The organism is Rhodococcus sp. NCIMB 12038 (assembly GCF_002165735.1).
Classification (GTDB): Bacteria; Actinomycetota; Actinomycetes; order Mycobacteriales; family Mycobacteriaceae; genus Rhodococcus_F.
In genome coordinates this window covers 400,405-424,034 of sequence record NZ_NHML01000005.1, presented here as the reverse complement: position 1 = coordinate 424,034, position 23,630 = coordinate 400,405, and the positions used below count along the sequence as shown (strand labels likewise).

23 protein-coding genes are annotated in these 23,630 nt (G+C 67.5%); 15 read left to right on the top strand and 8 right to left on the bottom strand.

Annotated features, from left to right (window positions below):
* The first annotated feature begins 22 nt into the window (after nucleotides 1-22).
* Complete coding sequence (locus CA951_RS10310) at nucleotides 23-937, top strand: TauD/TfdA family dioxygenase (RefSeq protein WP_087556722.1); 915 nt, start codon at nucleotides 23-25, stop codon at nucleotides 935-937.
* A gap of 44 nt (nucleotides 938-981) precedes the next feature.
* A complete protein-coding gene (locus CA951_RS10305; RefSeq protein WP_087556721.1) occupies nucleotides 982-2,028 on the top strand; it encodes a 3-keto-5-aminohexanoate cleavage protein in 1,047 nt (348 codons plus the stop codon).
* Nucleotides 2,029-2,164: 136 nt separating this feature from the next.
* On the opposite strand, the gene CA951_RS10300 is transcribed toward CA951_RS10305, so the two are convergent.
* The gene (locus tag CA951_RS10300; RefSeq protein ID WP_087556720.1) at nucleotides 2,165-5,455 is read right to left on the bottom strand and encodes a protein kinase; all 3,291 of its coding nucleotides are present in this window, start codon (nucleotides 5,453-5,455) and stop codon (nucleotides 2,165-2,167) included.
* Between the two features lie 289 nt (nucleotides 5,456-5,744).
* Between CA951_RS10300 and CA951_RS10295 the strand changes: the two genes are divergently transcribed.
* The 4 genes from CA951_RS10295 (at nucleotide 5,745) to CA951_RS10280 (ending at nucleotide 8,037) form a co-directional block, all read left to right on the top strand.
* A complete protein-coding gene (locus CA951_RS10295; protein WP_087556719.1) occupies nucleotides 5,745-6,839 on the top strand; it encodes a DUF2207 domain-containing protein in 1,095 nt (364 codons plus the stop codon).
* Nucleotides 6,840-6,856: 17 nt separating this feature from the next.
* The gene (locus tag CA951_RS10290) at nucleotides 6,857-7,375 is read left to right on the top strand and encodes a hypothetical protein (protein WP_087556718.1); all 519 of its coding nucleotides are present in this window, start codon (nucleotides 6,857-6,859) and stop codon (nucleotides 7,373-7,375) included.
* An 87-nt stretch (nucleotides 7,376-7,462) separates the two neighbouring features.
* Nucleotides 7,463-7,753, top strand: a complete 291-nt coding sequence (locus tag CA951_RS10285) for a type II toxin-antitoxin system Phd/YefM family antitoxin (RefSeq protein ID WP_087556717.1) — start codon at nucleotides 7,463-7,465, stop codon at nucleotides 7,751-7,753.
* On the top strand, nucleotides 7,750-8,037 hold the full coding sequence (locus tag CA951_RS10280; RefSeq protein ID WP_179220161.1) for a type II toxin-antitoxin system RelE/ParE family toxin: 288 nt from the start codon (nucleotides 7,750-7,752) through the stop codon (nucleotides 8,035-8,037). The genes CA951_RS10285 and CA951_RS10280 overlap by 4 nt, the downstream gene beginning before the upstream one ends.
* Before the next feature lie 69 nt (nucleotides 8,038-8,106).
* Here the strand turns inward: CA951_RS10280 and CA951_RS10275 are convergent, their stop codons facing one another.
* Both CA951_RS10275 and CA951_RS10270 read right to left on the bottom strand, forming a co-directional pair.
* Nucleotides 8,107-8,652: a dihydrofolate reductase family protein gene (locus CA951_RS10275; protein ID WP_087556716.1), complete on the bottom strand. Its 546-nt coding sequence runs from the start codon at nucleotides 8,650-8,652 to the stop codon at nucleotides 8,107-8,109.
* Between the two features lie 30 nt (nucleotides 8,653-8,682).
* Nucleotides 8,683-9,531 carry a helix-turn-helix transcriptional regulator gene (locus CA951_RS10270; RefSeq protein WP_087556715.1) on the bottom strand — a complete coding sequence of 283 codons (849 nt, stop codon included), beginning with the start codon at nucleotides 9,529-9,531 and terminating at the stop codon, nucleotides 8,683-8,685.
* Between the two features lie 95 nt (nucleotides 9,532-9,626).
* Here CA951_RS10270 and CA951_RS10265 point away from each other — a divergent pair, with 95 nt between their 5' ends.
* Nucleotides 9,627-10,589 carry an LLM class F420-dependent oxidoreductase gene (locus CA951_RS10265; protein ID WP_087556714.1) on the top strand — a complete coding sequence of 321 codons (963 nt, stop codon included), beginning with the start codon at nucleotides 9,627-9,629 and terminating at the stop codon, nucleotides 10,587-10,589.
* A gap of 74 nt (nucleotides 10,590-10,663) precedes the next feature.
* Here the strand turns inward: CA951_RS10265 and CA951_RS10260 are convergent, their stop codons facing one another.
* The 4 genes from CA951_RS10260 to cofD all read right to left on the bottom strand — a co-directional run bounded on the left by CA951_RS10260 (nucleotide 10,664) and on the right by cofD (nucleotide 14,618).
* On the bottom strand, nucleotides 10,664-10,957 hold the full coding sequence (locus CA951_RS10260) for a WhiB family transcriptional regulator (RefSeq protein ID WP_087556713.1): 294 nt from the start codon (nucleotides 10,955-10,957) through the stop codon (nucleotides 10,664-10,666).
* A complete protein-coding gene (locus CA951_RS10255) occupies nucleotides 10,948-12,147 on the bottom strand; it encodes an NADP-dependent malic enzyme (RefSeq protein WP_087556712.1) in 1,200 nt (399 codons plus the stop codon). Before CA951_RS10255 ends, CA951_RS10260 begins: the two co-directional genes overlap by 10 nt.
* A gap of 120 nt (nucleotides 12,148-12,267) precedes the next feature.
* The gene (locus CA951_RS10250; protein ID WP_087556711.1) at nucleotides 12,268-13,626 is read right to left on the bottom strand and encodes a coenzyme F420-0:L-glutamate ligase; all 1,359 of its coding nucleotides are present in this window, start codon (nucleotides 13,624-13,626) and stop codon (nucleotides 12,268-12,270) included.
* Nucleotides 13,623-14,618 (bottom strand): 2-phospho-L-lactate transferase, encoded by a 996-nt coding sequence (gene cofD / locus CA951_RS10245; RefSeq protein WP_087556710.1) that lies wholly within the window; start codon nucleotides 14,616-14,618, stop codon nucleotides 13,623-13,625. Before cofD ends, CA951_RS10250 begins: the two co-directional genes overlap by 4 nt.
* Before the next feature lie 528 nt (nucleotides 14,619-15,146).
* Between cofD and CA951_RS10240 the strand changes: the two genes are divergently transcribed.
* Nucleotides 15,147-15,407: a WhiB family transcriptional regulator gene (locus tag CA951_RS10240; protein ID WP_167372239.1), complete on the top strand. Its 261-nt coding sequence runs from the start codon at nucleotides 15,147-15,149 to the stop codon at nucleotides 15,405-15,407.
* On the opposite strand, the gene CA951_RS10235 is transcribed toward CA951_RS10240, so the two are convergent.
* Nucleotides 15,408-15,899 (bottom strand): metallopeptidase family protein, encoded by a 492-nt coding sequence (locus CA951_RS10235; protein WP_087556709.1) that lies wholly within the window; start codon nucleotides 15,897-15,899, stop codon nucleotides 15,408-15,410. It abuts the gene before it with no gap.
* 80 nt (nucleotides 15,900-15,979) lie between these two features.
* Between CA951_RS10235 and CA951_RS10230 the strand changes: the two genes are divergently transcribed.
* From CA951_RS10230 to CA951_RS10200, 7 genes are all read left to right on the top strand, one after another.
* Complete coding sequence (locus tag CA951_RS10230) at nucleotides 15,980-16,375, top strand: DUF3499 domain-containing protein (protein ID WP_087556708.1); 396 nt, start codon at nucleotides 15,980-15,982, stop codon at nucleotides 16,373-16,375.
* A gap of 103 nt (nucleotides 16,376-16,478) precedes the next feature.
* Nucleotides 16,479-17,846 (top strand): phosphomannomutase/phosphoglucomutase, encoded by a 1,368-nt coding sequence (locus tag CA951_RS10225; protein WP_087556707.1) that lies wholly within the window; start codon nucleotides 16,479-16,481, stop codon nucleotides 17,844-17,846.
* Between the two features lie 78 nt (nucleotides 17,847-17,924).
* A complete protein-coding gene (locus CA951_RS10220) occupies nucleotides 17,925-19,004 on the top strand; it encodes a tobH protein (protein WP_087556706.1) in 1,080 nt (359 codons plus the stop codon).
* Nucleotides 19,004-20,236, top strand: coding sequence for a mannose-6-phosphate isomerase, class I (gene manA, locus CA951_RS10215; RefSeq protein WP_087556705.1), 1,233 nt, complete (start codon nucleotides 19,004-19,006; stop codon nucleotides 20,234-20,236). The genes CA951_RS10220 and manA overlap by 1 nt, the downstream gene beginning before the upstream one ends.
* Nucleotides 20,237-20,314: 78 nt before the next feature.
* The gene (locus CA951_RS10210; RefSeq protein WP_087556704.1) at nucleotides 20,315-21,241 is read left to right on the top strand and encodes a cation diffusion facilitator family transporter; all 927 of its coding nucleotides are present in this window, start codon (nucleotides 20,315-20,317) and stop codon (nucleotides 21,239-21,241) included.
* Between the two features lie 28 nt (nucleotides 21,242-21,269).
* Nucleotides 21,270-22,778: an amino acid permease gene (locus CA951_RS10205; protein WP_087556703.1), complete on the top strand. Its 1,509-nt coding sequence runs from the start codon at nucleotides 21,270-21,272 to the stop codon at nucleotides 22,776-22,778.
* Between the two features lie 175 nt (nucleotides 22,779-22,953).
* Nucleotides 22,954-23,574, top strand: coding sequence for a TetR/AcrR family transcriptional regulator (locus CA951_RS10200; protein ID WP_087556702.1), 621 nt, complete (start codon nucleotides 22,954-22,956; stop codon nucleotides 23,572-23,574).
* The last annotated feature ends 56 nt before the right edge of the window (nucleotides 23,575-23,630 follow it).

The window sequence follows — 23,630 nt, the reverse complement described above, 5'->3', positions numbered from 1 at the left end:
TCACCACGACGGAGACACCAACATGAACGACACCGCGCAACTGACGTACTCGCCCGAGCAGAACGCGATCCTCTCCCCCTCCGGTTCGTTCCGGCTGACGCCGATGACCTGCTCGCTCGGCGCCGAGTTGTTCGGCGTGAACCTCGGCGACGTCTCTCGCGACGACGCCCTGTTCGCCGAACTCCGGGAACTGCTGCTCGAGTACAAGGTTCTGTTCTTCCGCGACCAGGACATGAGCCGGGCCGAGCACGTGGCGCTCGCCGAGCGTTTCGGGCCGCTCGAGGATCACCCCGTCGCGGGCAGCGACCCCGAGCATCCCGGGCTGGTGCGGATCTACAAGGACCTCGACAGCCCGGCCGAGCACTACGAGAACGCCTTCCACTGCGACGCCACCTGGCGGGAGAACCCGCCCATGGGATGCGTTCTCCGGGCCGTCGAGACGCCGCCGGTCGGTGGCGACACCATCTGGGTGAACATGGCGCTGGCCTACGAGAAACTCCCCGACGGGGTGAAGGAGCAGATCGACGGACTGCGCGCCCGGCACAGCATCGAGGCCTCGTTCGGCGCGGCCCAGACACTGGAGCAGCGGCACGCCCTGCACGATCGTTTCCCCGACGCCGAGCACCCCGTGGTGCGCACGCACCCGGACACCGGCGAAAAGATCCTGTTCGTCAATTCTTTCGCGACCCACTTCGTCAATTACCACACCCCGGACAACATCCGGTACGGCATCGACTACGCGCCCGGCAGCAGCAACCTGCTCAACTACCTGATCAGCCAGGCCTCGATCCCCGAATACCAGGTGCGGTGGCGGTGGACCCCGAACAGTGTTGCGATCTGGGACAACCGGTCCACACAGCACTACGCCGTCCAGGACTACTGGCCCGCCGTCCGCAAGATGGAACGCGCCGGNATCGTCGGCGACCGCCCCTTCTGANANTTCCNNNANNCNTNAGNNCNNNTTTNGAAANGGAGNNCACNATGCATTTCCNCGACGANGCNCTCTTCCCCGAAANCCAGGACAAACTGGTCATCACCGCGGCGCCGTACGGTCCCAAGTGGGAACTGGACGACTTCCGCGAAGACCTGCCGTTGACGATGGAGGAGCACGTTCAGGCCGCCGTCGACTGCTACGAGGCCGGCGCGTCGGTCCTCCATATCCACGTCCGCGAACTCGACGGCAAGAGATCGACACGGCTCTCGACGTTCAACGAACTCCTCGGCCGTTTGCGCGAGGCCGTGCCGGACATGATCCTGCAGGTCGGCGGGTCGGTCTCGTTCGAGCCGGAAGACGAGGGTGCGCAGTGGTCGGCCGAGGATGCCCGGCACATGATCGCCGAGCTCGATCCGAAGCCCGACCAAGTCGCCGTCGCCGTGTCGACGAAGCAGATGAACATCACCGACCTGATGACTCCGGACACCATCGCGGGCACGTCCTTCGAGCGTCCCGAGGTATGGGAGGAGAACCGCGAGATGGTGGTTCCCGCCGGACCCAGCTGGGTCGAGGAGCACCTGAGGCGGTTGCAGGCCGCCGGAATCCAGCCACACTTCCAGGTTCCCGGAATTCAGCACCTCGAGAAGCTCGAGCGTCTGCTCAGGAGCGGCGCGTACACCGGTCCGCTGAACCTGACCTGGGTGGGGATCGGTGGTGGCGGCGATGGACCGAACCCCTGCAATGCAATGGAATTCATCCGCCGGGCTCCCGAGGGTGCGGTCGTGACCTTCGAATCCTTCATGCGTTCGGTGTTGCCGATCAACGCGATGGCCATCGCGATGGGCATGCACACCCGGTGTGGTAACGAAGACACTCTGTGGGGTCGCAAGGGCGAGAAGATCACCTCGGTCCAGCAGATCGAACAGCTGGTCCGTATTGCCGGCGAACTGGGCCGCGAGGTCGCTACCGGCAAGGAGGCCCGCGAAATCTACAAGCTCGACGAACGATACGACAACGTCGACGAGACCCTCGCCAAGACCGGGTTCTCGCCCAACCGCCGACCCGGCCAGGCCGGATTCACCCACCACGCCTGAAATAGCTGTCACAGAACACAACCGGCGCAACACGGGTCGTGCACACACCTCGCCCCGACCCGTGTTGCGCCACCGAACGTGAACTATTCCATGAGCATCGGTGCACCAGGCGACATGGGAATCGCGGCGAGGGTGCTCAGTTCGTTTTGTCCTGTGCCTGCTCGACAACCCAGGCGGCGATCTGCGCTCGGGAGTTGAAGCCGAGTTTGACGAGGACGTGTTCGACGTGGCCCTGCGCGGTGCGTTGGGAGATCACGAGGCGGGCGGCGATCGCCTTGTTGGTCAGGCCTTGCGCGACCAGGTCGGCGACCTGTTGTTCGCGTTTGGTCAGTGCCGTTGTGGTGTCGACGGGCGGCCGCGCAGCCGGTGAGTGTTCGTCCAGTGCGTAGGAGACGGCGGCGGTGAAACCCAGCGCCTCGCCCTCGCGGGAGGCTGCCGTGAACGCCCGCGGGCCGAGTGCGCGGTGCGTGATGCGTTCGCATTCCTGATGGGAGGCAGTCAAGTTGGGAATCTGATCGACGGAGGTACCCACCCGCCGTCGCAGTACCGCGGCGGCCGCCATCAGGACGGCGGCGCGGTGAAAGCGGTTCTCACTGGACGCGATCCAGGCGAGTATCTCCAGGCACCAGGTGGCACCGATGGGATCGTCGACGCGACGTGCCAGCTCGAGTCCGTCCCGCAGAAGCGCTACCGCGCGTTCGCGGTCACCCTCACGCCACATCACCAGCCCCAAGGTGTAGGTCGAGCGGCCTCGCATGACCGATTCGCCGTGCACTTCGGCGATTCGGATCGCCTCGTCGAGGCAGGCGATGGCCTGCGCGGGGTGTCCGAGTATTTCGTGGGCCAGTCCGAGCCCGTGCAGGGTGGCGATCTGCGCGAAGAGGTCATCCCCACCGCGCAACACCTCGAGGGCCTGCGTGTGGGCTGTGACGGCATGCTCCGGATCCCCGCTGTGCATGGCGTGAGCCGCGTCGGAGTGCTGTATGAGGGCGCGATCGAGCGCGCTTCCCCGACCTTCGGCGAGCGCGCGCCCGTCGTCAGTCAGCGCGGCGGCTCGGGGCAGGTCTTCGTGTCTGCTGGCCAGGACACTGGCCGCGTACAGCGCCTTGACCTGCAGAGCGGGGGATTGCTCCTCCCGTTGCGCCAGGGCACGGTCGAGCCAGCGGCGACCTTCGCTGAGCAGTCCGCGGGAGAGCCAGAACGGGAACAGCGCGGTGGCAATCTGCAGCCCCGCCTCGGCCGAGGCAGTACCCGGTTCGGACAGACTGAACTCCATCGCTTCGCGCAGGTTGGGTAGTTCCCGATCGAGGCGGACAAGCCAGCTGACTTGCTGGGGACTGATCCATCCGGCCTCCGCGTCGAGAGCCAGCTTCCGGTACCAGTTCCGGTGCCGTAGACGCAGGCCCGGGTAATCGCCGGCCTGTTCGAGCTTGTCCCGACCGTAGTCACGCAACGTGTCGAGCATCCGGAATCGCACCGCGTTCCCTGATTCCTCGCGCAGGAGGATCGACTTGTCCACCAGGGACGCGACGATATCGAGCCGACGGTCCGGGTCCACGTCGTCCATGGACACCTCTTCAGCGGCATCGAGTTCGAAGTTGCCCGCAAACACCGACAGCCGAGCCCAGAGCTGCTGTTCTTCCGCGGTGCACAGCTCGTAGCTCCAGTCGATGCTCCACCGCAGCGTCTGTTGCCGGGTCGGCGCGCCCCGGCTGCCGCGGGTCAGCAGTGCGTACCGGTCCGTCAGCCGCTGCAGGATCTGCTCGGGCGACATCGCGCGCAGGCGGGCCGCAGCCAATTCGATCGCCAATGGCAACCCGTCCAGCCGGGCGCAGATGCGGGTGACGGTGGCAGCGTTGTCCGCGGTGACCTCGAAGCCGGTCACCGCGGCGGTGGCCCGCTGCGCGAACAATGTCACCGCGTCGTAGTGGGGCAGGCCGGCCGGCGGAGGCTCCCGGCCGGGATTCGGAACCGTCAGTGGGGGTACCCGCATGACCGCTTCCCCGCCGATGCCCAGGGCTTCGCGACTGGTGGCGAGTATCCGCAGGCCGGGGCAGGCGTGCAGCAGCGTCTCCGCCAGCTCCGCTGCCGCGTCCACCACCTGCTCGCAGTTGTCGAGTATCAGCAGCAATTCCTGTGCGGCCAGGAACTCCATCACGGTCTGTAGCGCTCTCGGCGAGCGGTGCCGCAACCCCAGGCCGGTCGCCACCACCTCGACAAGGAGCGACCCGTCGCGTAGCTCGCCGAGTTCGACCAGGCACACCCCGTCGGCGAACGCTCGCCGGGTGTTGGCCGCGACCCGCAGCGCCAGCCGGGTCTTGCCCACACCACCGATTCCGGTCAACGTCACCAGCCGCGACGCCGAGAGCAGCCGCTTGGCTTCGGTGAGTTCTGTTCGGCGGCCGACGAAGCTGGTCAACTCGACGGGCAGATTCCCGGGCCCTGCCGGTGACGGGTGCCCGGTGGGCAGGGACCGGCCGACGCCGGTGCCCCCGGCGGTCAGCGGCACCGGTTCCACTGCGCCCCGTTCGGGGCGTAGTGCCATCTCGTCGACAGGGGAACCCCGGCGGGATTGAATCTCCCGCAGGTCTTCGCCCAGTGCCGCGGCGGTGGGCCGCTCCGCCGGATCCCGGGACATCGCCAGGTCCACTACCGCGGACACGTCGGCGTCGATCCCGGACTCCCGCAGGTCCGGCACCGGCTGCGTGGTGATCCGCAGGAACTGCGCCACCACCTGCTCACCGCTGCGGCGCTCGAACGCCGCGTGCCCGGTCAGCGCAACGAACAGCGTCGCCCCGAGCCCGTATACGTCCGAGGCCGGACTCGGCACGTCACCGCCGAGGACCTCCGGTGCGGTGAACGCCGGCGACCCGGTGACAGTGCCCGTCGCGGTCTGGAAACCGCCCGCGATGTGTGCGATCCCGAAATCGGTCAGAATCGGCTCGCCGTAGTCGGTGAGGAGAATGTTGCCGGGCTTGACGTCGCGGTGCACGATGCCGGACCGGTGCGCCGTGGCGAGCGCGCCGGCCATCTTCACTCCCAGCCGGAGAGACTCCTCCACCGCGAGCGGCCCGTGCTTTCGGATTCTGGCGTCGAGGGAATCCTGCGGGTAGTACGGCATCACCAGGAAGGGGAGGCCGCTGTCGGTGACGCCGACCTCGAGGACACTCACGACGTTCGGGTGCCCGGTCAGCCGGCCCATCGCCCGCTGCTCCCGGAGGAACCGGGCACGGCTCTCCTCGTCGAGGCTGCCGGTGAGGACCTTTACCGCTACCGTGCGGTCCAGAGCGGACTGCATGCAGCGATACACCAAGCCGAAGCCTCCGCGCCCGATTTCCTGGGCGTCATCGAATCCGACCGCGCGCAGCTGATCCAACACCGTGCTGACCACATCACGATGTGTTCGAAGCGGGTCGTCGTCGGTCATCAGCCGACTACCCGCCCGTGTTCCCCTCGGGGGACCTGGGAAACATCCTCCACCTCTCGAAGAGACGTCTTCCAAGACTATCGCCACATCGTCGCCCAACAGAACCACGGCCTGCTCGGATCCTCCGGGTGCCACGACAACACACCGTGCGGGGGAGCGTCGTCCCCGATGGGGTGAGGGATCGTGCACCTCGAGGTGGGGCTGGTGGTCCCTGTGTCGTCTGGTTGCCGGGGGTGCGGGTGCCGAGGATTGCGGTATCAGCGAATATTCCCGGCGACGAGGTAGGCGAATGTACGACAACGGCGATGAGTACCAGCCCGATTCCGGTGAGGAGATCCGCAGCGTGGCGCGGGGTCGCGCGTCGGATGCGGCGAGGATGCGCGTTGCCGTTGCCGTTGCCGTACTCCTCGGCGTCTCGGCGTGCACAGGACTGCTGTTTCCCCTGGTGTGGGGGCCGACGTCGAATGCGCGTGGGCTCGCGGCGATCGTCGGCGACTCGTTCGGGCTCGCCGCCGTCGTCGTGGGGCTGTCGGTCGTCGCATGGGGCGCGGGTCGGCTGTGGTCGCGAAGTGCCCGCGAGAAGCTCCCAGAGCCGCCGGTGCGGTACGGACCCGTGTCCGGCCTCGGGCCTGCGCAGACCGAATTCGTCGTGCGGAAGTGGATCGGCGACGGCGCGCCGACGGCGACACTGCTGCACCTGGCCGAGCAGTCGGTGGTCCGGCTGACCTTGGTCGACGACGGCCTGTGGCAGATCGAGGGGATCGGTACCCCGCAACGGTGGAGGCGGATCGACCCCATTTCACGGGTGTTCGCCGAGCACCTCGGAATCCGTTCGCCGGGTGGGGTATTCGTTGCCGACGGCTCGCCGACATCCGGGTACGCGGTCAGGGAGGGCATGCGTGCGATGTCCGACGCATGCCGGTCGTGGGCGGCGCGGGATGATCTGCTCGTGCCCTCGGTCAGGACGTGGATCGGGCGGGCGACGGCCTGCCTGTGCACCGTTCTCGCCGCGCTCGGATTCCTCGGCGTACTCGGTCCCACGATCCTCGGTGCTCCGTTCGTCGCGTTCGTCATCGGCGCCCTCGGCGTATTCGCGGCGGGAACGGGTCTTCGACACACGCCGACGGGACGACACGTGTGGGCGGGTGCCGCCGGGTTCGAACGCGTGCTGTCGGGCCGGTCGACGACGATCGGGTCCGCCGCGGTCCGTGAGTGCTTCCTCGCCGCCGTCCCCTACGCCTTCACCTTCGGTGTTGCCGACCGGTGGTCGGCGCAGTACCGACGCGTCACCGGACGGGCCGCCCCGCATCCCGACTGGTACCCGTCGACCACGTTGTACGACGACGAGACAGGCCTGCAGTGGGCGGCGAAGCCGCATAATTGAGGTGCGAGGTGAGACCGGTGCGACAGACACCCTGGTTGGCGGCGACGACATTCGTCGGGACGATTGCGGTGCTGCTCGCGGTCCACACCGGCGGCGGTGCGTCGAGCGAACCCGACAGGGAGGCGGCGCGCATGCTCGATCCCGCGGGGCCGGTCCTCTTCGTCACTCCGCCGAGTGGGCAGCCGGGCGACCGCATCCAGTACCACGCGACGAATCTTCCGACGTGCGGCGGACCGTGGTCGGTGGAGTTCGGCGATCGCGTCCTGGGCGAGACCCGTCAGGTCGGCAGCGTCGCGGACTTCCGCACGTCGGTGCCGAACCGCGGCGTCCGCGGTTTCCAGGTGGCCGGTCTGCGGTGCGGGCCGATCCCGTCGATGGTGGTGCAGACGACGTTCGAGGTGCTCCCCGTGACACGGACGACCGAGCCGACCACCACCTGGTTGCTGCCACCACCACCAGAGCTACCGACGCGGACGAAGAGACCCACACCGACGATCACCACCACCACCACAGCTCCTGCTGACGCGGAGCGGTAGCGGTGGCGGCTGGAGCCGAGACGCAACGGCCGGGAGCGCCGCCGCCCACACCAACCCCGTGAATGTTCCCATATCTAGGCTAGAATTATGTACATGACGACTCTTCCTGTTGCCGACGCCCGGGCGCAGCTGTCACGGCTGGTCGATGAGGCCGAACGCACCCATGAGCGATTCGAGATCACCCGCAACGGACACCGCGCCGCGGTTCTGCTGGGTGCCGACGACTACGACGCGTTGCGGGAGACGATCGCGGTGCTGTCGGATACGGATCTGCTGGCGGCGCATCTCGCCGGCACGGTCGAGGTCGAGGGCGGGGATGTGGTCGATGCGCAGGAGTTGGCGCGGCTGATGCGCGATGCTCGGTCGTCCGAGGAGTGAGCGAGCCAAACGATCGGTATCGGTTGGTGGTGGCGCGGTCAGCTGCGCGGGCGCTGGCGACATCATTGCCGGAGAAGGTTGCAACTGCGGTGTACGAATTCGTGACGGGTCCGCTCTTGGAGAATCCGAGGCGGGTGGGCAAACCGCTGGATCCACCACTTTCGCCGGCTTATAGCGCCCGGCGGGGTACGTACAGGGTGCTGTATCTGATCAACGACGCGGACCGCACTGTCGAGGTCACTGCGATATCCCACCGAGCCGACGCCTATCGGTCCTCGACCTGACGTTGGGAAGGTTCCGGCTGGGTCACTCATCGGCAACCCGTCGTTCACCGGTTGGCCTCGGTGGAGTCCTCAGACGGTGTAGTGCAGCAGGGAGACGCCGTTCTGGAAGCCGCGGACCTCGACCAGCTGTAGCCTCGGCGTCTCGTACCCGTCGGGGAACAGCCGTCGTCCCCGACCCTGGACGATGGGGTATACAAAGAGCCGGTACTCGTCGACCAGGCCGGACTTGATCAGGGCATGGGTCAGCGTGATGCTGCCCGTGACGATGATGTCGCGGCCCTCCCGCCCCTTCAAGGCCCCCACCTGGGCGATCCAGTCGCCCGTGAGCACGGTCGAGTTCCTCCACTCGGGGTCGGACATGGTCGACGAGACGACGTACTTTTGAATCTGATTCAGCTCATCGGTGATGCCGGTCCGGTCGTCGGTCTGGTGTGGCCAGTAGCTGCGGAAGTCCTCGAACGTCTGCCGGCCCAGCAACATGGCGTCCGCGCGCTCGGACTGCCGGTTGGTCGCCTCCAGTAACTGCGGATCCTGGTCCGCCGGGTCGAACCAGTCGCCGAGCATCTCGATCGAGCCGTCGAGGGTGATGTTCTGGGTGATCGCGAGTGTTCTCATACGAATACTGACACCGCCGCGACACCAAAATCATCGCCGGCAGGCCGCGGTCGGCAGCTTCGACGCCGTGTTCTCGTCGGCTGGTGTGAAGGTGGACATCGTGATCTCCGAACGAACGCCGACGTTCAGGTGGGCCACGTGGAACGTCAGCGGCCCGGCAGTGGGGTGCTCGAAGCGCCGATCAGTGACGGGCTCGCGGGTCACGTCGCATCGCTTCCACAGCTGCTCGAACGTGGGCGACTCGGCAGTCAGTCGCGTCACCAAGATTTTCCACGGCGGCTCGCCGAGGTGCTCCGCCCACGCGGCGCGGAAGCCTGCCACCATACGGGGAACGTGCTCCTCCCAGCCGACGGTGCGCGCCCGCCACTCAGGGTTGAGCAGGCTTTGGACGAGAAGATTTCGCTCCCAGAACGGAATTGCGTCCAGGTCGCCCATCAGCCAGCAGTAGCTCCGGTTATAGGCAAGGATGTCGTAGCGCGCATTGCTCACTATCACCGGATAGGGGTCGAGCTTGGCCATCACTGCCTTCATCGAAGGCGTGACGGCCTTGCACTCCGTCGCGCTCGACGGTTCTGTCACGCCCGCCAGCGTCAACAGGTGCGCGTGCTCGTGCAGATCCAGCCGTAGCGTCCGCGATATCGCCGCAAGTACTTGTTCGGATGCCTTGATGTCTCGACCCTGTTCGAGCCACGTGTACCAAGTGACTCCGACGCCGGCCAGTTGGGCAATCTCCTCGCGTCGCAGTCCCGGCGTCCGGCGGCGCCCCCCGGTCGGCAGCCCGACCTGCTCCGGCGTGATGCGGGCGCGCCGACTCTTCAGGAAAGCGCCGAACTCGCCGCGACGGGCACGGACTTCGGGACGTGCGTTCACATTCTTCATGGAAGCCGAACCTGGGACGGCGACGATCCAGGTGGCGCGAATACCAGGATAAATTCACTCCTTGTACCAGGACGACGATCGTTCACTCTTGACTCATGAGACTTGGACTTCGACTGCCCCAGCGGATCGGCACTGATTTGCGTCACGACGTCACGGAAGTAGCCAGAGCTGCCGAACGTGCCGGGTTCGACAGTGTCTGGGCCTGGGAGAGACTGTTGTTTCCGGTGGCGCCCCGCGATTCCTTCACTCCGGGCGCGCCGTGGCCGTCCGCGTATCGGCAAGCGGCTGACCCGCTGATCGTCCTCACTGCCGCAGCAGTGGTAACGGAGCGAGTCCGATTGGGCACCAGCGTGATAGTTGCCGGCCTTCATCAGCCTCTCCAACTTGCGAAGAGATTCGCGACGCTCGACCAGATCAGTGGCGGGCGTGGGGTCGCGGGGTTGGGAATTGGCTGGGCAGTAGACGAGTTCGAGGCGGTCGGCATGGCCAAGTCCGACCGCGGCCGGCTCCTCGACGAGACCCTCGACGTCTTCGACGCAGCCTGGGGTCCGGATCCAGTGAACTACCGCGGGCCCCACACGCTCATCGACAACGCCTACGTCCTGCCGAAGCCGGCGTCGCCGATCCCCGTCATCTTGGCCGGCGATGTCGATGTCAGCTCGGCAGGAGGTCCCAATATACGTGTGCTGGAACGGATTGCCCGACGTTCCGACGGCTGGATGCCGCTCTTCCCGACGCCTGGCGCCGCCGGTGCTGACAAGCTTCGCACGGGGTGGGACGTGATCCGCCAGTCCGCGGCCGCCGCGGGGCGGGACCCATCCGAGATGGAAATGATCGTCGTGGGGAACGTCGCGTTTTCCGAGACTCCGCTCGGCGACGATCGGATCGGCTTTTCGGGCACAACCACGCAGATCCTCGACGACATCGCTTCCGTGGCAAGTGCGGGCGCAGACGAGTTGATCCTCGACCTGCACCTGCAGGACTGGTGGCGGGACACACGTCAGATGCTGGACAAAGCTCTCGAGATTCGGGAGCTCGTCTCGGCGGCGGGCGTCTGAGTCCGAGCCCGCGCGCCGGTGGGTGACGCACCTGATTCGGCGTTCACGCGCGTCACCCGGCCCGGTCGCCATCGTCACGATGCGCTGGATCGCTCGAGGATCTCTTTGCGTTCCCATTCGGTCAAGCCTCCCCACACGCCGTACGGCTGTGCGGTCTCGAGCGAGTACCGGCGACAGTGGTGGCGGGCGGCGCAGCCTCCGCAGATGCCGCGGGCGATGTCTTCTCGGAGGTAGCGGGCGTGGTCTGTTTCGCTCTCCGGAGCGAAGAAGAAATAGTCGCCCACCGAAGTGCAGCTGGCTGATTCGCGCCAGCGGGCCGGATCCGCTGTCGGTCGATCGTGACATACGGAGACAGTCGTCAGTGCCATGTGGTGACATGGTCCGCCCGCGCTGCGGCTGCGACTGCCTCCGCGACAGCGGGGGCGACGCGAGGATCGAGCGGGCTGGGAACGATCTTGTCCACAGCCAGCTCGTCACCGACGACCGAGAGGATCGCCTCGGCGGCGGCGAGCTTCATGCCTTCGGTGATGCGGCGGGCGCCGGCGTCGAGCGCGCCCTTGAACACACCGGGGAAGGCGAGCACATTGTTGATCTGGTTCGGGAAATCGCTGCGGCCGGTGGCGACGATCGCCGCGTGCTTGCGGGCGATGTCGGGGTGGATCTCCGGGTCCGGGTTCGACAGCGCGAACACGATGGAGTTCTCCGCCATCGTCGCGATCAGCTCCTCCGGGACGGTGCCCGCGGACACCCCGAGGAACACATCCGCACCGTCGAGGGCTTCGACGACACCGCCGCGGCGGGCGGCCGGGTTGGTGCGTCCGGCCAGGTCCACCTTTGCCGCGTTCAAATCCTGACGATCCTCGGACACGACGCCCTTCGAATCCAGCACCGTCACGTCCGCGATGCCCGCGGCGAGCAGGATGTTCGCGCAGGCGACACCGGCGGCGCCGGCACCGGAGATGACGACCCGCAGGTCGTGGAGGTCGCGGTCCTGGACCTTGACCGCTCCCTTGAGGGCGGCGAGGACGACGATGGCGGTGCCGTGCTGGTCGTCGTGCATGACCGGGCAGTCCAGGGCCTCGATGACCCGTCGTTCGATCTCGAAGCAACGGGGTGCGGAGATGTCTTCGAGGTTGACGGCTCCGAAGCTCGGGCGCAGCCGGATCAGGGTTTCGACGATCTCGTCGGGGTCCTTGGTGTCGAGGACCAGCGGGATCGAGTTCAGGCCGGCGAAGTTCTTGAACAGGGCGGACTTGCCTTCCATCACGGGAAGGGAGGCGCGGGGGCCGATGTCACCGAGGCCGAGGACCGCGGAGCCGTCGGAGACGACGACCACCAGGCGACTGGTCCAGGTGTAGCGGTCGGCGAGGGTCTCGTCGGCGGCGATCGCGCGGGACACCTGCGCGACACCCGGGGTGTAGGCGATGGACAGGTCGCGTTGATTGTCCAGCGGGGTCGTCAACTCCACGGACAGCTTTCCCCCGACATGGCCGGCGAAAATCTCCTCGTCGGTCAGCTCGACCTTCTGCGATGCGGTGGGTTCGGACACAATGGTCATTCTCTACTCATTCCCTTTCGGTATCGACGACCCACGTCAGCGTGTCGTCGCAATCGATCAGCGTGTGCGTGCGCGGCGCACGAGGCTCGTGCCTGGTTCGGGCGCCGCATGGCGTGCGGGTCATTTCTCGATGAGGGCGTCGCCGGGGTCGACGGGCCGGCGGGGTTCGAGTGGTTCGAGGGGNTAGCCGACGGCGATCGCGCCGAGCGGNTGCCAGTCGTCGGGCAGNCCGAGGACCCCGCGCACGGTGTCGGCGGCGAAGATCGTCGAACCGATCCAGCAACTGCCGATTCCCTTGGTCGCCAACGACACCANCAGCCCCTGCACCGCCGCACCGACCGCGACGGTGAACATCGTCGCCTCCGCCGCCCGCCGCCGCGGATCNGGGTAGGCGTGCGCNCCGTCGGGCACACAGAACGGGACGATCACCTCCGGCGCGTCGAACAGGATGTTCCCCCGCGCCACCCGCGCCGCCACCGCCTCGGCGTTCATGCCGTCGGCGGTCAGGTCGGCCCGCCACCGCTCCCGCATCGCCGACAACAATTCCTCGCGCACCGCCCGGGTGCGGACCCACACGAACCGCACCGGCCGGGTGTGATGCGGCGCCGGGGCGGTCAACGCCTCGGCGATCGACGCCCGCACCGCGACCGGATCGACCGGATCGTCGGCGAAGTCCCGGATCGAGCGGCGCAGCAGCACCGCCTCCGCCCGCCCCCGCTCCACCGATTCGGCGGTNCCGAGCCAGAACAGGTCCTCCTCCCCGGCCCGGATCAGGTCCCGNGCCCGTGACCCGTCGTCGNNCAGGCCCAGACCGCGGACCACCGCGACCGGCACCCCACCGAGTTTGCCCTTCACCAGATCCCCGGCGGCGGCGATCTCGTCGGCGACCGCGACCTCNGTNACCACCAGTTCGTTGCCCTGNGAGTCCCGGGCNCCGGCGTACCCGTGCAGCACCGGCAACCCGGCCGCACCGATCGCGGCGTCGATCTGCCCGTTGCGCCACGCCCGCCCCATCGTGTCGGTGACGACGACCCCGACCGTGACCCCCAGCGCGACCTTTACGGCGTCGCGGAGGGTTCGGGCGCTGCGATCCGGGTCCTCCGGCAGCAGAGCAAGTTCGGCGCCGTCGACGTTCGATCCGTCGATCCCGGACGCGGCCTGGACGATGCCGAGCCGATTTTCGGTGATGACGATATGGCCCCTGCGAGCTACGACCCGGACGGCTTCCTGGTCGGCGAGTCGGCGCCGAGCGTCTTCGCGGGCATCGGGATCGTTGGGAGAGGTTACAATTCGGCCCTCCACCTTGGACACCACCTTGCTGGTGACCACGAGAACGTCGTCGTCCTCGAGCCACGGTGCGGCGGCGACAATCGCGGCGGCCAGGTCGTCGCCGGGCCGGAACTCGGGCAGACCCGCGACGGGGCGGATTTCGATCGCGCCGCCGGGCGCGTGATCGGTCTGTTGCGCCGACTCTGTCATAGCGGGGCCCCCATCAGGTCGAGTGCGGCGCGGACCATGTCTGCGGTCGTGCCGGTGTCGGTCATCAGCAGCGGCACCGCCCGCACCGCCACCCCGGGGACGTCGGCGATGTCGGTGTCGTGGACCAGCCACCCGTCGAGGATCCCCGTCCCGCTGCGTGCCCCGTACCAACGCCCGATCGCCTCCGCGGAGGTGTCCACCCCGATCACGTCCAAACATTCGTCGGCCATGCCGCGCAACGGTTTCCCGCCGATGATCGGGGAGATCCCGACGACCTTCGCGGTGGTNGTGCGCAANGCCCCCCGGATCCCCGGCACCGCCAGGATCGCGCCGACGCTGACCACCGGATTCGACGGCGCCANCAGCACGANGTCGGCGCCCTCGATCGCCTCGAGCACCCCCGGCGCCGGNGACGCCTGCTCGGCGCCGATGTGCGCGAAACTGTGCGTCGGGACCTGCGCGCGGTGCCGAACCCACCACTCCTGGAAGTGGATCGCCCGCTGCTCCCCGTCCTCCGGGTCGGTGATCACCACGTGAGTTTCACTACGATCGTCGGTGACCGGCAGCAACGTCACACCCGGCTGCCAGCGGTTGCACANCGCCTCGGTGACCGCCGACAACGGATACCCCGTCCGCAGCATCTGNGTGCGGATCAGNTGNGTCGCGATGTCCCGGTCGCCGAGCCCGAACCANTCCGGCTTCGCCCCGTACGCGGCGAGTTCCTCCTTCGCGTTCCAGGTTTCACCGGCATGCCCCCANCCCCGGGCGGTGTCGATGCCGTCGCCGAGGGTGTACATGCAGGTNTCCAGGTCCGGGCAGATCCGCAACCCGTGCATCCACACATCGTCACCGACATTGACCACCGCCGTGATCCGATGCGCAGAATCCGAACCCGAACCCGCACCGTCCGGTGCATCGGCACCGAGAAGCCGCCGCACCCCTTGCAGGAACCGGGCCCCACCGACCCCGCCAACCAATACAGTCACGTTCACGGTGTAAGCCTAGGCGGTGCCCGTCGGCGTCCGGTGGGCTGCTTCCCCAAGGCGATTCGAGAGCGCGAAATAGTAATCGACTTTCTGCGGTTAGCTTGACCGCGACACGCTGGGCGTGTCTAATCACAAATATGTCATTCCAACGTTGCGGACGTGGAATCACTTGCAGCGGGGATCAATTCGAACGGTTGTTCGAACGGGGTGGCAGGGGTGTTCGGTTCGGGGTACATGATCAATCGAAATTTTCTGCGCTATCACAGGTGAGGAGGCGGAACGATGCCCAATGAGCAGCTCGAGTCGGAGACTCGCTGGAGCACAGTAAGCGACGAACCGCAGACCAATTCCGAAGCAGGCGCAGCGGACGGCGTCTGTGTTCAAGAAGTCTGTGTGCAAGAAGACGGTGTGCAACAAATCAGCGTTGAACGAAGCAGCGTTGAACAAAGCACTGTGCAAGAAAGCAGTGTGAAAGAAATTCCTGTGCCGGAACTCGTCGCGCAGGAAGTCGAGACGGCGGGCCCCCGCCCGGCGTTGAGTCTGGTGACCGGTTTCGACGAATTGTTCGACACCATCGAGGATCAGTGGCAGGAACGCGCGCTGTGCGCGCAGACCGACCCTGAGGCCTTCTTCCCCGAAAAGGGAGGATCCACCAGAGAAGCGAAGCGCATCTGCCTCGGCTGCGAGGTGCGGGACGAATGCCTCGACTACGCACTGGCCAACGACGAGCGGTTCGGTATCTGGGGTGGCCTGTCGGAGCGTGAGCGCCGGCGCCTGAAGCGGGGGATCGTCTAGTCAGTCCTCATCGCCCGGCAGATCCGGGTCGATGACCTCGGGTTCGACTCCGAGGTACGTACTCACCTGCTGTACGAGCACGTCGTGCACCAGGTCGGTGAGATCGTCCGGATCCTTGGCGCGCTGTTCCAGCGGTCGCCGGAACAGGACGACTCGCGCCCGCGTCGTGGATCCGTGCCGGTCGATGCCTGCCGGGATCAACCGGGACAGCGGCACGGGTCCGTCCGCCACGACCTCCGCGGGCCAGTTCACCGAATCCGGGTCGAGCGCATGAATCTTCGGGACTTCGTCGACGGCGATGTCCAACTTCGTGAGGCGTTCACGCCACCGTGAGTCGATCGGTGCGAACGCCTCCAGAACCACCAGATCGAATTTCTCAGCGCGGCTGCGTCGCGCCGGCGCGTCCGGGGGGAACACGGACCCGCGGATCCCACGTCCCCGTCGGTCGACGGATCGGGTGGTGACGGGACGCCTGCGTCGTGCACTGGACATGGAGTGGACATTACGACAGCCGGACACTGTCGGTGTGTCCGAGTAGGTGTGGGGCCTTCGTGGGGCTAGGCTTTCTAGCTGTGAGATCTCTGCGTCGATGCTGCCGCCCCGGGTGCAAGAACCCCGCTGTCGCGACGCTCACGTACGTCTACTCGGACTCCACCGCCGTCGTCGGCCCGCTCGCGACTGTCGACGAACCGCACTCGTGGGATCTGTGCGAAACTCACGCGTCGAGGATCACCGCACCCAAGGGCTGGGAACTGGTTCGGTACGAGGGTGGCTTTTCGTCGAGCACCCCGGACGAGGACGATCTGACGGCGCTGGCGGAGGCCGTGCGCGAGGCGGGTCTCGGCGATCGTGGACGGTCCGAGCGAGCCGTCTCCACCGAGGAGCGCGCCGAAACCGGCACCTCGCCCGGCCCGGCTCGTACCGGGCGGCGTGGCCACCTGCGGGTTCTTCCCGACCCTGCCAACTGACGTCCCAGCTCGTCCCGGGCCTGCGGCCCGCGGAGTGCCGTGCCCGCGACGGGCAGGCATTAGGCTTGCGCCAGCACTGGTGCTCGTAAAGGAGAAAACAGAAGTGGCGCGATCAGCCGAGTCCGTACATGCCGTGATCAAGGCTTACGACGTGCGGGGTGTCGTCGGTGAACTCATCGACGCCGCGTTCGTGCAGGACGTGGGTGGCGCATTCGCACGACTCGTCCGCGAGGAGAGCGCCACGAAGGTCGTGATCGGTTACGACATGCGTGCGTCGTCCCCGGAACTCGCCCGCGCGTTCGCCGACGGCGTCACCGCACAGGGCCTGGACGTCGTGCTCATCGGACTCGCGTCCACCGATCAGCTGTATTTCGCTTCGGGGCTGTTCGACTGCCCGGGTGCGATGTTCACCGCGAGCCACAATCCGGCGAAGTACAACGGCATCAAGCTCTGCCGCGCGGGCGCCAAGCCGGTGGGGCAGGAGACGGGCCTCGCCGCGATCGCCGCGGAGGTCGTCGACGGGGTTCCCGCGTACGACGGCGCCGCGGGCGAGGTGTCCGAGGAGGACGTGCTCGATCAGTACGCGAGTTTCGTCCGCGGCCTGGTGAACCTGTCCGACCTCCGGCCGCTGACGGTGGCCGTGGACGCGGGCAACGGCATGGGCGGGCACACCGTCCCCGCGGTGTTCGAGCCGATGCCGGTGAAGCTGCAGCCGCTGTACTTCGAGCTCGACGGCACGTTCCCGAACCACGAGGCGAATCCGCTCGACCCGGCGAACCTGGTGGACCTGCAGCGGTACGTCCGGGAGACCGGCGCCGACATCGGTCTGGCCTTCGACGGCGACGCCGACCGCTGCTTCGTGGTCGACGAGCTCGGCAACCCGGTGTCGCCGTCCGCGGTGACGGCCCTCGTCGCCGAGCGTGAGCTGGCCAAGGAGCCGGGCGCCACCGTCATCCACAACCTCATCACATCCCGCGCCGTGCCGGAACTGGTCACCGAACTGGGTGGACACCCGGTGCGCACCCGGGTCGGGCATTCGTTCATCAAGCAGCAGATGGCCGAGACGGGTGCGATCTTCGGTGGCGAGCACTCCGCGCACTACTACTTCCGCGATTTCTGGGGCGCCGACTCCGGCATGCTCGCCGGGCTGCACGTCCTCGCCGCGCTGGGGGAGCAGGACCGTCCGCTGTCCGAACTGATGGCCAAGTACGAGCGGTACGCGGCGTCGGGGGAGATCAATTCGACGGTCGCGGACGCCGCCGAGCGGACCGACGCGGTGGTGGCGGCGTTCGCCGATCGCACCGCGGGCGTCGACCGGCTAGACGGGGTCACGGTCGAATTGCAGGGCGACGCGTGGTTCAACCTGCGCGCCTCCAACACCGAACCGCTGCTGCGACTCAACGTCGAAGCGCCCACGACGGCAGACGTAGATGCACTCGTTACCGAGATATTGGGCATCGTCCGAGCCTGACTGCCATAGTTGGAATGACAAGGTTCTGCTCGTGCTGCGAATGTGGCTTGCACTGATGAGGAAAGGGGGTGCGGTGTCATGACAGCGCCGACGCCCCTGCTCGATCTGGACGACGGGGACGCACTGGTTTCCGCGGACACCGAGGGCGTACTGCGTTCCGCCGCAATGGGGGGTGCCCAGATCCGGGCCACCCGGTCCGCGGTCGAGGAGGGGGCTCTCGAACGACTGCAGGGGCTGCGTCCGCGCAGCGTGGTGGTGGTGACCGGCGCGGGGCGGGCCGGCCGCGGGGCCGGGATCCTGACGGCGGTCCTCGCCGAACGGATCGGATTCCCGCTGGTGCGCGCCACCCGGACCCCCGTCTGGGTGGGCCCGCTCGACGTGGTCGTGGTGGCCGGCGACGACGCGGGCGACCCCCGGCTCGTGCAGGCAATCGACGCGGCGGTGCGCCGCGGCGCCGAAGTGGTGGTCGCGGCACCGGACGAAGGACCCTTGCAGGCGGCAGGGGCCGGACGCGTCGTCATGTTCGCGCCGCGCGTCCGGGCACTGACCCGGCACGGTCTGCTGCGGTACTTCGCGGTTCTGCTGGCCGTCCTGCGGGTGGTCGGTTCGGAACGCTGGGGCGACGAGGTTCCCGACCTCGAGCAACTCGCCGACGCGGTCGACGGTGAGGCGCTCCGCGACCGGCCGGACAGCGAGGTGTTCCACAACCCCGCGAAATCACTGGCCTCCCGCATGCAGGGACGCCGCATCGTGCTGACGGGAGATACCGAGAGCACGGTGGAGTTGGCCCGGCACGGCGCCGAGGCGCTGTTGCACGCCGGCCGCGTGGCGACGGCGTCGGAGCTTCCGGACGTGCTGAGCGCGGCGGGCACGTTCCGCGTCGACCAGGCGCTCTCCGCGCACGACTCGATCTTCCACGACCCCGAACTGGACGGTCCGCCGCCGGCGAGCCCGGTACGCACCTTCGTGCTGTCGGCCGATGCCGATCGGATGCTCGTCGAACGCCGGATCGCGGTCCTCGGCGACGTCGACCTCGTCGTCGCGTCGTCCGACGAGGGACAGGTCCCCGCGCAGCGCCCCGAATTGGAACAGGCAGCGGTCCTGGTCGGCAGGCTCGACATGACTGCCGCGTATCTACAGCTGATCGGCGGTATCTAGTGCACCGACTCGAAGGTGCGCTCCGGTCCTACGCGTGGGGATCGCGTACCGCCATCGCACAGCTGCGCGGACTTCCGGTTCCCACGGCACACCCGGAGGCGGAGCTGTGGCTGGGCGCGCACCCCGGTGACCCGGCCCGCGTCATCACCGACGAGGGGCCCCGGTCCCTTCTCGACCTGGTGCACTCGGAGCCCGAACGCCAGCTCGGGAAGCGCAGTGTCGAGGCGTTCGGCGACCGCCTCCCGTTCCTCCTGAAGTTGCTCGCGTCGGAGGAACCGCTGTCGTTGCAGGCGCACCCGAGCGCCGAGCAGGCGTGGGAGGGATTCGCCCGGGAGAACGAGATGGGAATCCCCCTCGAGTCCTCCGTGCGCAACTACAAGGACGCCAGCCACAAACCCGAACTCGTCGTGGCTCTCAGCAGGTTCCACGCGCTCGCCGGTTTCCGGGACCCTCAGCGCACGGTCAAACTGCTCGAGGCGATCGCCGTTCCGGAACTGCAGCCGTACGCCGGCCTGATCGCCGGCCAACCCGACTCGGACGGACTCCGCGCACTGTTCACGACGTGGATCACGTTGCCGCAGCCCGTGCTCGGTGCGCTGATGCCGAGGGTGCTCGACGGATGCGTCGACTACCTGTCGAACACCAAGGACGGTGAATTCGCGGCGGAGGTCCGCACCGCCCTCGAACTGAGCGAGGTGTACCCGGGGGATGCGGGTGTGCTTGCCGCACTCCTGCTGAACCGGGTCACCCTCGAACCGGGGCAGGGCCTGTACCTCGACGCCGGCAACCTCCACGCCTACCTACATGGGATGGCGGTCGAGATCATGGCCAACTCCGACAACGTGCTGCGCGGGGGACTCACGCCGAAGCATGTGGACGTTCCGGAGTTGCTGCGGGTCCTCGACTTCGACACGGTCGACATTCCGATCCTGGAGGCGCAGGAGCGACCGGGCGGGGGCGAATTCGTGTACTCGACGCCTGCGCCGGAATTCGTCCTCGCGCGGATCGACCTGTCACCGGACGGCCCGACGGAGCACCGGCTCGACTCGGAGGGGCCGCACATTCTGCTGTGCACCTCGGGTTCGGTGTCGGTGCGGTGCGGAACCGACGGCCTCGAACTCTCCCAGGGAAACGCCGTCTGGATCGCGGCCGAGGACCCCGAAGTGGTGGTGACTGCGGGCACCGAGTGCGCCCAGTTGTTCAGTGCGAGGGTCGGCTCCCCGATCGCGTAGCCTGTGAGCCGCCCTGCGATCCGAGAAGGGCTCCGCGGCCCGTCGTGAGGGCCGTGTGCGACCGAGAGGAGAAGTCAGTTGTCGGCTCATGGGGGAAAGAAGGCGATTCTCGCCGCGCTCGGCGCCAATGCCGGTATCGCGGTAGCCAAGTTCGCCGGCTTCCTGATCACCGGCTCGTCGTCCATGCTGGCGGAATCCGTGCACTCGGTGGCCGATACCTCCAATCAGGGCCTGCTCCTGCTCGGCCAGAAGAAGGCCGAACGCGCCGCGGACGATCTGCACCAGTTCGGTTACGGGCGCAGCCGCTACTTCTACTCGTTCGTCGTCGCACTCGTGTTGTTCAGCCTCGGTTCGCTGTTCGCGATCTACGAGGGCATCCACAAGATCCAGCATCCCGAGGAACTGTCGTCGCCACTGGTGGCGGTGGTGATCCTGGTGATCGCCATCGCGCTCGAGGGGTTCAGCTTCCTCACCGCTGTGCGGGAGTCGCGTCCACTCAAGGGGCAGGCGAGCTGGTGGGGATTCATCCGCACGTCGCGCAGCCCCGAACTCCCCGTCGTGCTGCTCGAGGACACCGGCGCACTGGTCGGTCTCGTCCTCGCGCTCGGCGGTGTCGGACTGACGATGCTCACCGGCGATCCGGTGTGGGACGGGGTCGGCACCCTCTGCATCGGCGCCCTCCTCGGCGTCATCGCGATCATCCTCATCGTCGAGATGCAGAGCCTGCTCATCGGTGAAGGCGCCACCGCCGACGAGGAGGCGAAAATTCTCGCCGCCCTCGCCGACGGCGAGAAGATCGAGCGCGTCATCCACTGCAAGACCCAGTACCTCGGACCCGAGGAAATCCTCGTGGCGGCGAAAGTGGCGATGGCCCCCGGTTCCGACATCGGCGCGATCGCCGAGGCCATCGACGAGGCCGAGGCGAGGGTGCGGGGCGCCGTCCCGGCGGCTCGCCGCATCTACATCGAACCCGACCTGTTCCGGGCAACCGAAGGCATAGGCTGAACGGCAACTTTCGATTGAGGAGGCTGATGTGGCCATCCAGGACAAAGGCAGCGGAGAACCGGATCTCGGCGGCAGGCCGACCGGATTGTTCCGCACCAAGTCGATCGAGCAGTCGATCCGCGACACCGACGAACCGGAGACCAAACTCCGCAAGGATCTGACGGCGTGGGACCTGACCGTCTTCGGTGTCGCCGTCGTCATCGGCGCCGGCATCTTCACACTCACTGCGCGCACCGCGGGCAACGTCGCGGGTCCGTCGGTGTCGGCGGCGTTCGTCATCGCCGCCATCGCGTGCGGGCTCGCCGCGCTCTGCTACGCGGAGTTCGCCTCGACCGTTCCGGTCGCGGGCAGCGCGTACACGTTCTCCTACGCGACGTTCGGTGAACTGGTCGCGTGGATCATCGGCTGGGACCTCATCCTCGAATTCGCGCTCGCCGCGTCGGTCGTGGCGAAAGGCTGGTCGCTGTATCTCGGTGAGGTGATCGGCAACCATTCGCCGATCGCGCAGATCGGCTCCGTCAAATTCGACTGGGGCGCGGTCCTCATCGTCGCGATCATCACCGTCGTGCTGGCGACGGGCACCAAGCTGTCGTCGCGCGTCTCACTCGTGATCACCTCGATCAAGGTGGCCGTGGTGCTGGTCGTCGTGGTCGTCGGCGCGTTCTACATCGACCCCGACAACTACTCGCCGTACATTCCGCCGTCCGAGGCGGGCAGCACGGGCGAGGGCATCCACCAGTCTCTGTTCTCCTACGTCACGGGCGCGGGCGGCAGCACGTTCGGCTGGTACGGACTGCTCGCGGCGGCCAGCCTGGTGTTCTTCGCGTTCATCGGGTTCGACATCGTCGCCACGACCGCCGAGGAGACGAAGGATCCGCAGAAGGCACTGCCCCGCGGAATCCTGGGATCGCTGCTGATCGTGACGATCCTGTACGTGGCGGTGACGCTCGTGCTCACCGGCATGGTCGACTACCACGAATTGGCCGGGGACAGTTCCAATCTGGCCACCGCCTTCGGCATCCACGGGATCACGTGGGCGAAGAACCTGATCTCGTTCGGTGCACTCGCCGGACTGACCACCGTGGTGATGGTGCTGATGCTCGGGCAGACCCGTGTGCTGTTCGCCATGTCCCGGGACGGGCTGATGCCGAGGCGGCTGGCGCCGACCGGCAAGCACGGCACCCCCGTCCGGATCACCGTGCTGGTCGGTGTCGTCGTCGCCGTGCTGGCGGGCGTCTTCCCGATCGGCACCCTCGAGGAAATGGTGAACATCGGAACGCTGTTCGCGTTCTCTCTCGTGTCGATCGGCGTGATCGTGCTGCGCCGTACCCGCCCGGACCTGCCCCGCGGGTTCCGGGTCCCGTTCGTGCCGGTGGTGCCCATCCTCGCGGTTCTCGCCTGCCTGTGGCTGATGGTCAACCTGTCCGTCGAGACGTGGATCCGGTTCGTCGTGTGGATGGTGATCGGTGTGATCATCTACTTCGCCTACAGTCGCCGTCACTCCATGATGGAGCGGCGCAGCCGCGGGGAGGTCTGACACGGTGCGGCGCAGCCGCGGCGAGGTCTGACACGCCGGAGGGTGTCCGGCTGGGGCGCAGGGGGTTTCGGTGCCTCGCGGTGGCGCGGCGCCGGAATTCGTTGGGACGACGTCCCGGACGACCGGAGCCGCCCGGATTACGGTGCGGCGAAAGCGGGGCACTAAGGTCGTCGCCATGACTTCGTCGCGTGTCCGGGTGCCCTATCAGGAGGCTGCGCGGCTGCTGCTGCGTCAGTCGGTGCTGGACGCGATGCGGGATCTCCTCTTCGAGAAGGACTGGTCCGACATCACGATGTCGGATGTCGCGGCCGGCGCCGGGGTGAGCAGGCAGACGCTCTACAACGAGTTCAAGTCCCGGCAGGGCCTGGCGGAGGCGTACGCCCTCCGGCTCGCCGACGAACTGGTCGACGCGGTCGACGAGGCGCTGGTGACGAATGTCGGGCAGGGCCGCGCCGCGCTGCTCGCCGGTTTCACCGCGTTCTTCGCGGCCAGCCTGTCCGACCCTCTGGTGCAGTCACTTCTGCGCGGCGAGACCAAGCCCGACCTGCTGCGGCTGATCACGACCGAGAGCGCGCCGATCATCGAGCGGGCGTCGACGCGGCTCTCCGAGGTGTTCCAGCGGGGCTGGGTGCGGGCGAACCCGTCGGACGCGGGGATCCTCAGCCGCGCCATCGTGCGTCTCGCTATGAGTTACATCTCGATGCCACCCGAATCCGAGGCCAACGTCGCCGAGGATCTGGGCGCTCTTCTGGGGCCTTTCGTGGACGAGGCGGTCGGCGGAGCCGATCGGCAGTGATCGCCCGGCCGCGCAGCGTCACGTGAGTGTGACCCCCGGGCCGCAGTACCGATAGC

Excerpts from the sequence above, each read along its gene's own strand:
- CA951_RS10300 (WP_087556720.1), bottom strand. The coding sequence starts at position 5,455 with ATGACCGACGACGACCCGCTTCGAACACATCGTGATGTGGTCAGCACG.
- CA951_RS10295 (WP_087556719.1), top strand. The coding sequence starts at position 5,745 with ATGTACGACAACGGCGATGAGTACCAGCCCGATTCCGGTGAGGAGATC.
- CA951_RS10285 (WP_087556717.1), top strand. The coding sequence starts at position 7,463 with ATGTACATGACGACTCTTCCTGTTGCCGACGCCCGGGCGCAGCTGTCA.
- CA951_RS10275 (WP_087556716.1), bottom strand. The coding sequence starts at position 8,652 with ATGAGAACACTCGCGATCACCCAGAACATCACCCTCGACGGCTCGATC.
- CA951_RS10270 (WP_087556715.1), bottom strand. The coding sequence starts at position 9,531 with ATGAAGAATGTGAACGCACGTCCCGAAGTCCGTGCCCGTCGCGGCGAG.
- CA951_RS10265 (WP_087556714.1), top strand. The coding sequence starts at position 9,627 with ATGAGACTTGGACTTCGACTGCCCCAGCGGATCGGCACTGATTTGCGT.
- CA951_RS10260 (WP_087556713.1), bottom strand. The coding sequence starts at position 10,957 with ATGGCACTGACGACTGTCTCCGTATGTCACGATCGACCGACAGCGGAT.
- CA951_RS10255 (WP_087556712.1), bottom strand. The coding sequence starts at position 12,147 with ATGACCATTGTGTCCGAACCCACCGCATCGCAGAAGGTCGAGCTGACC.
- CA951_RS10235 (WP_087556709.1), bottom strand. The coding sequence starts at position 15,899 with ATGTCCAGTGCACGACGCAGGCGTCCCGTCACCACCCGATCCGTCGAC.
- CA951_RS10220 (WP_087556706.1), top strand. The coding sequence starts at position 17,925 with ATGACAGCGCCGACGCCCCTGCTCGATCTGGACGACGGGGACGCACTG.
- CA951_RS10200 (WP_087556702.1), top strand. The coding sequence starts at position 22,954 with ATGACTTCGTCGCGTGTCCGGGTGCCCTATCAGGAGGCTGCGCGGCTG.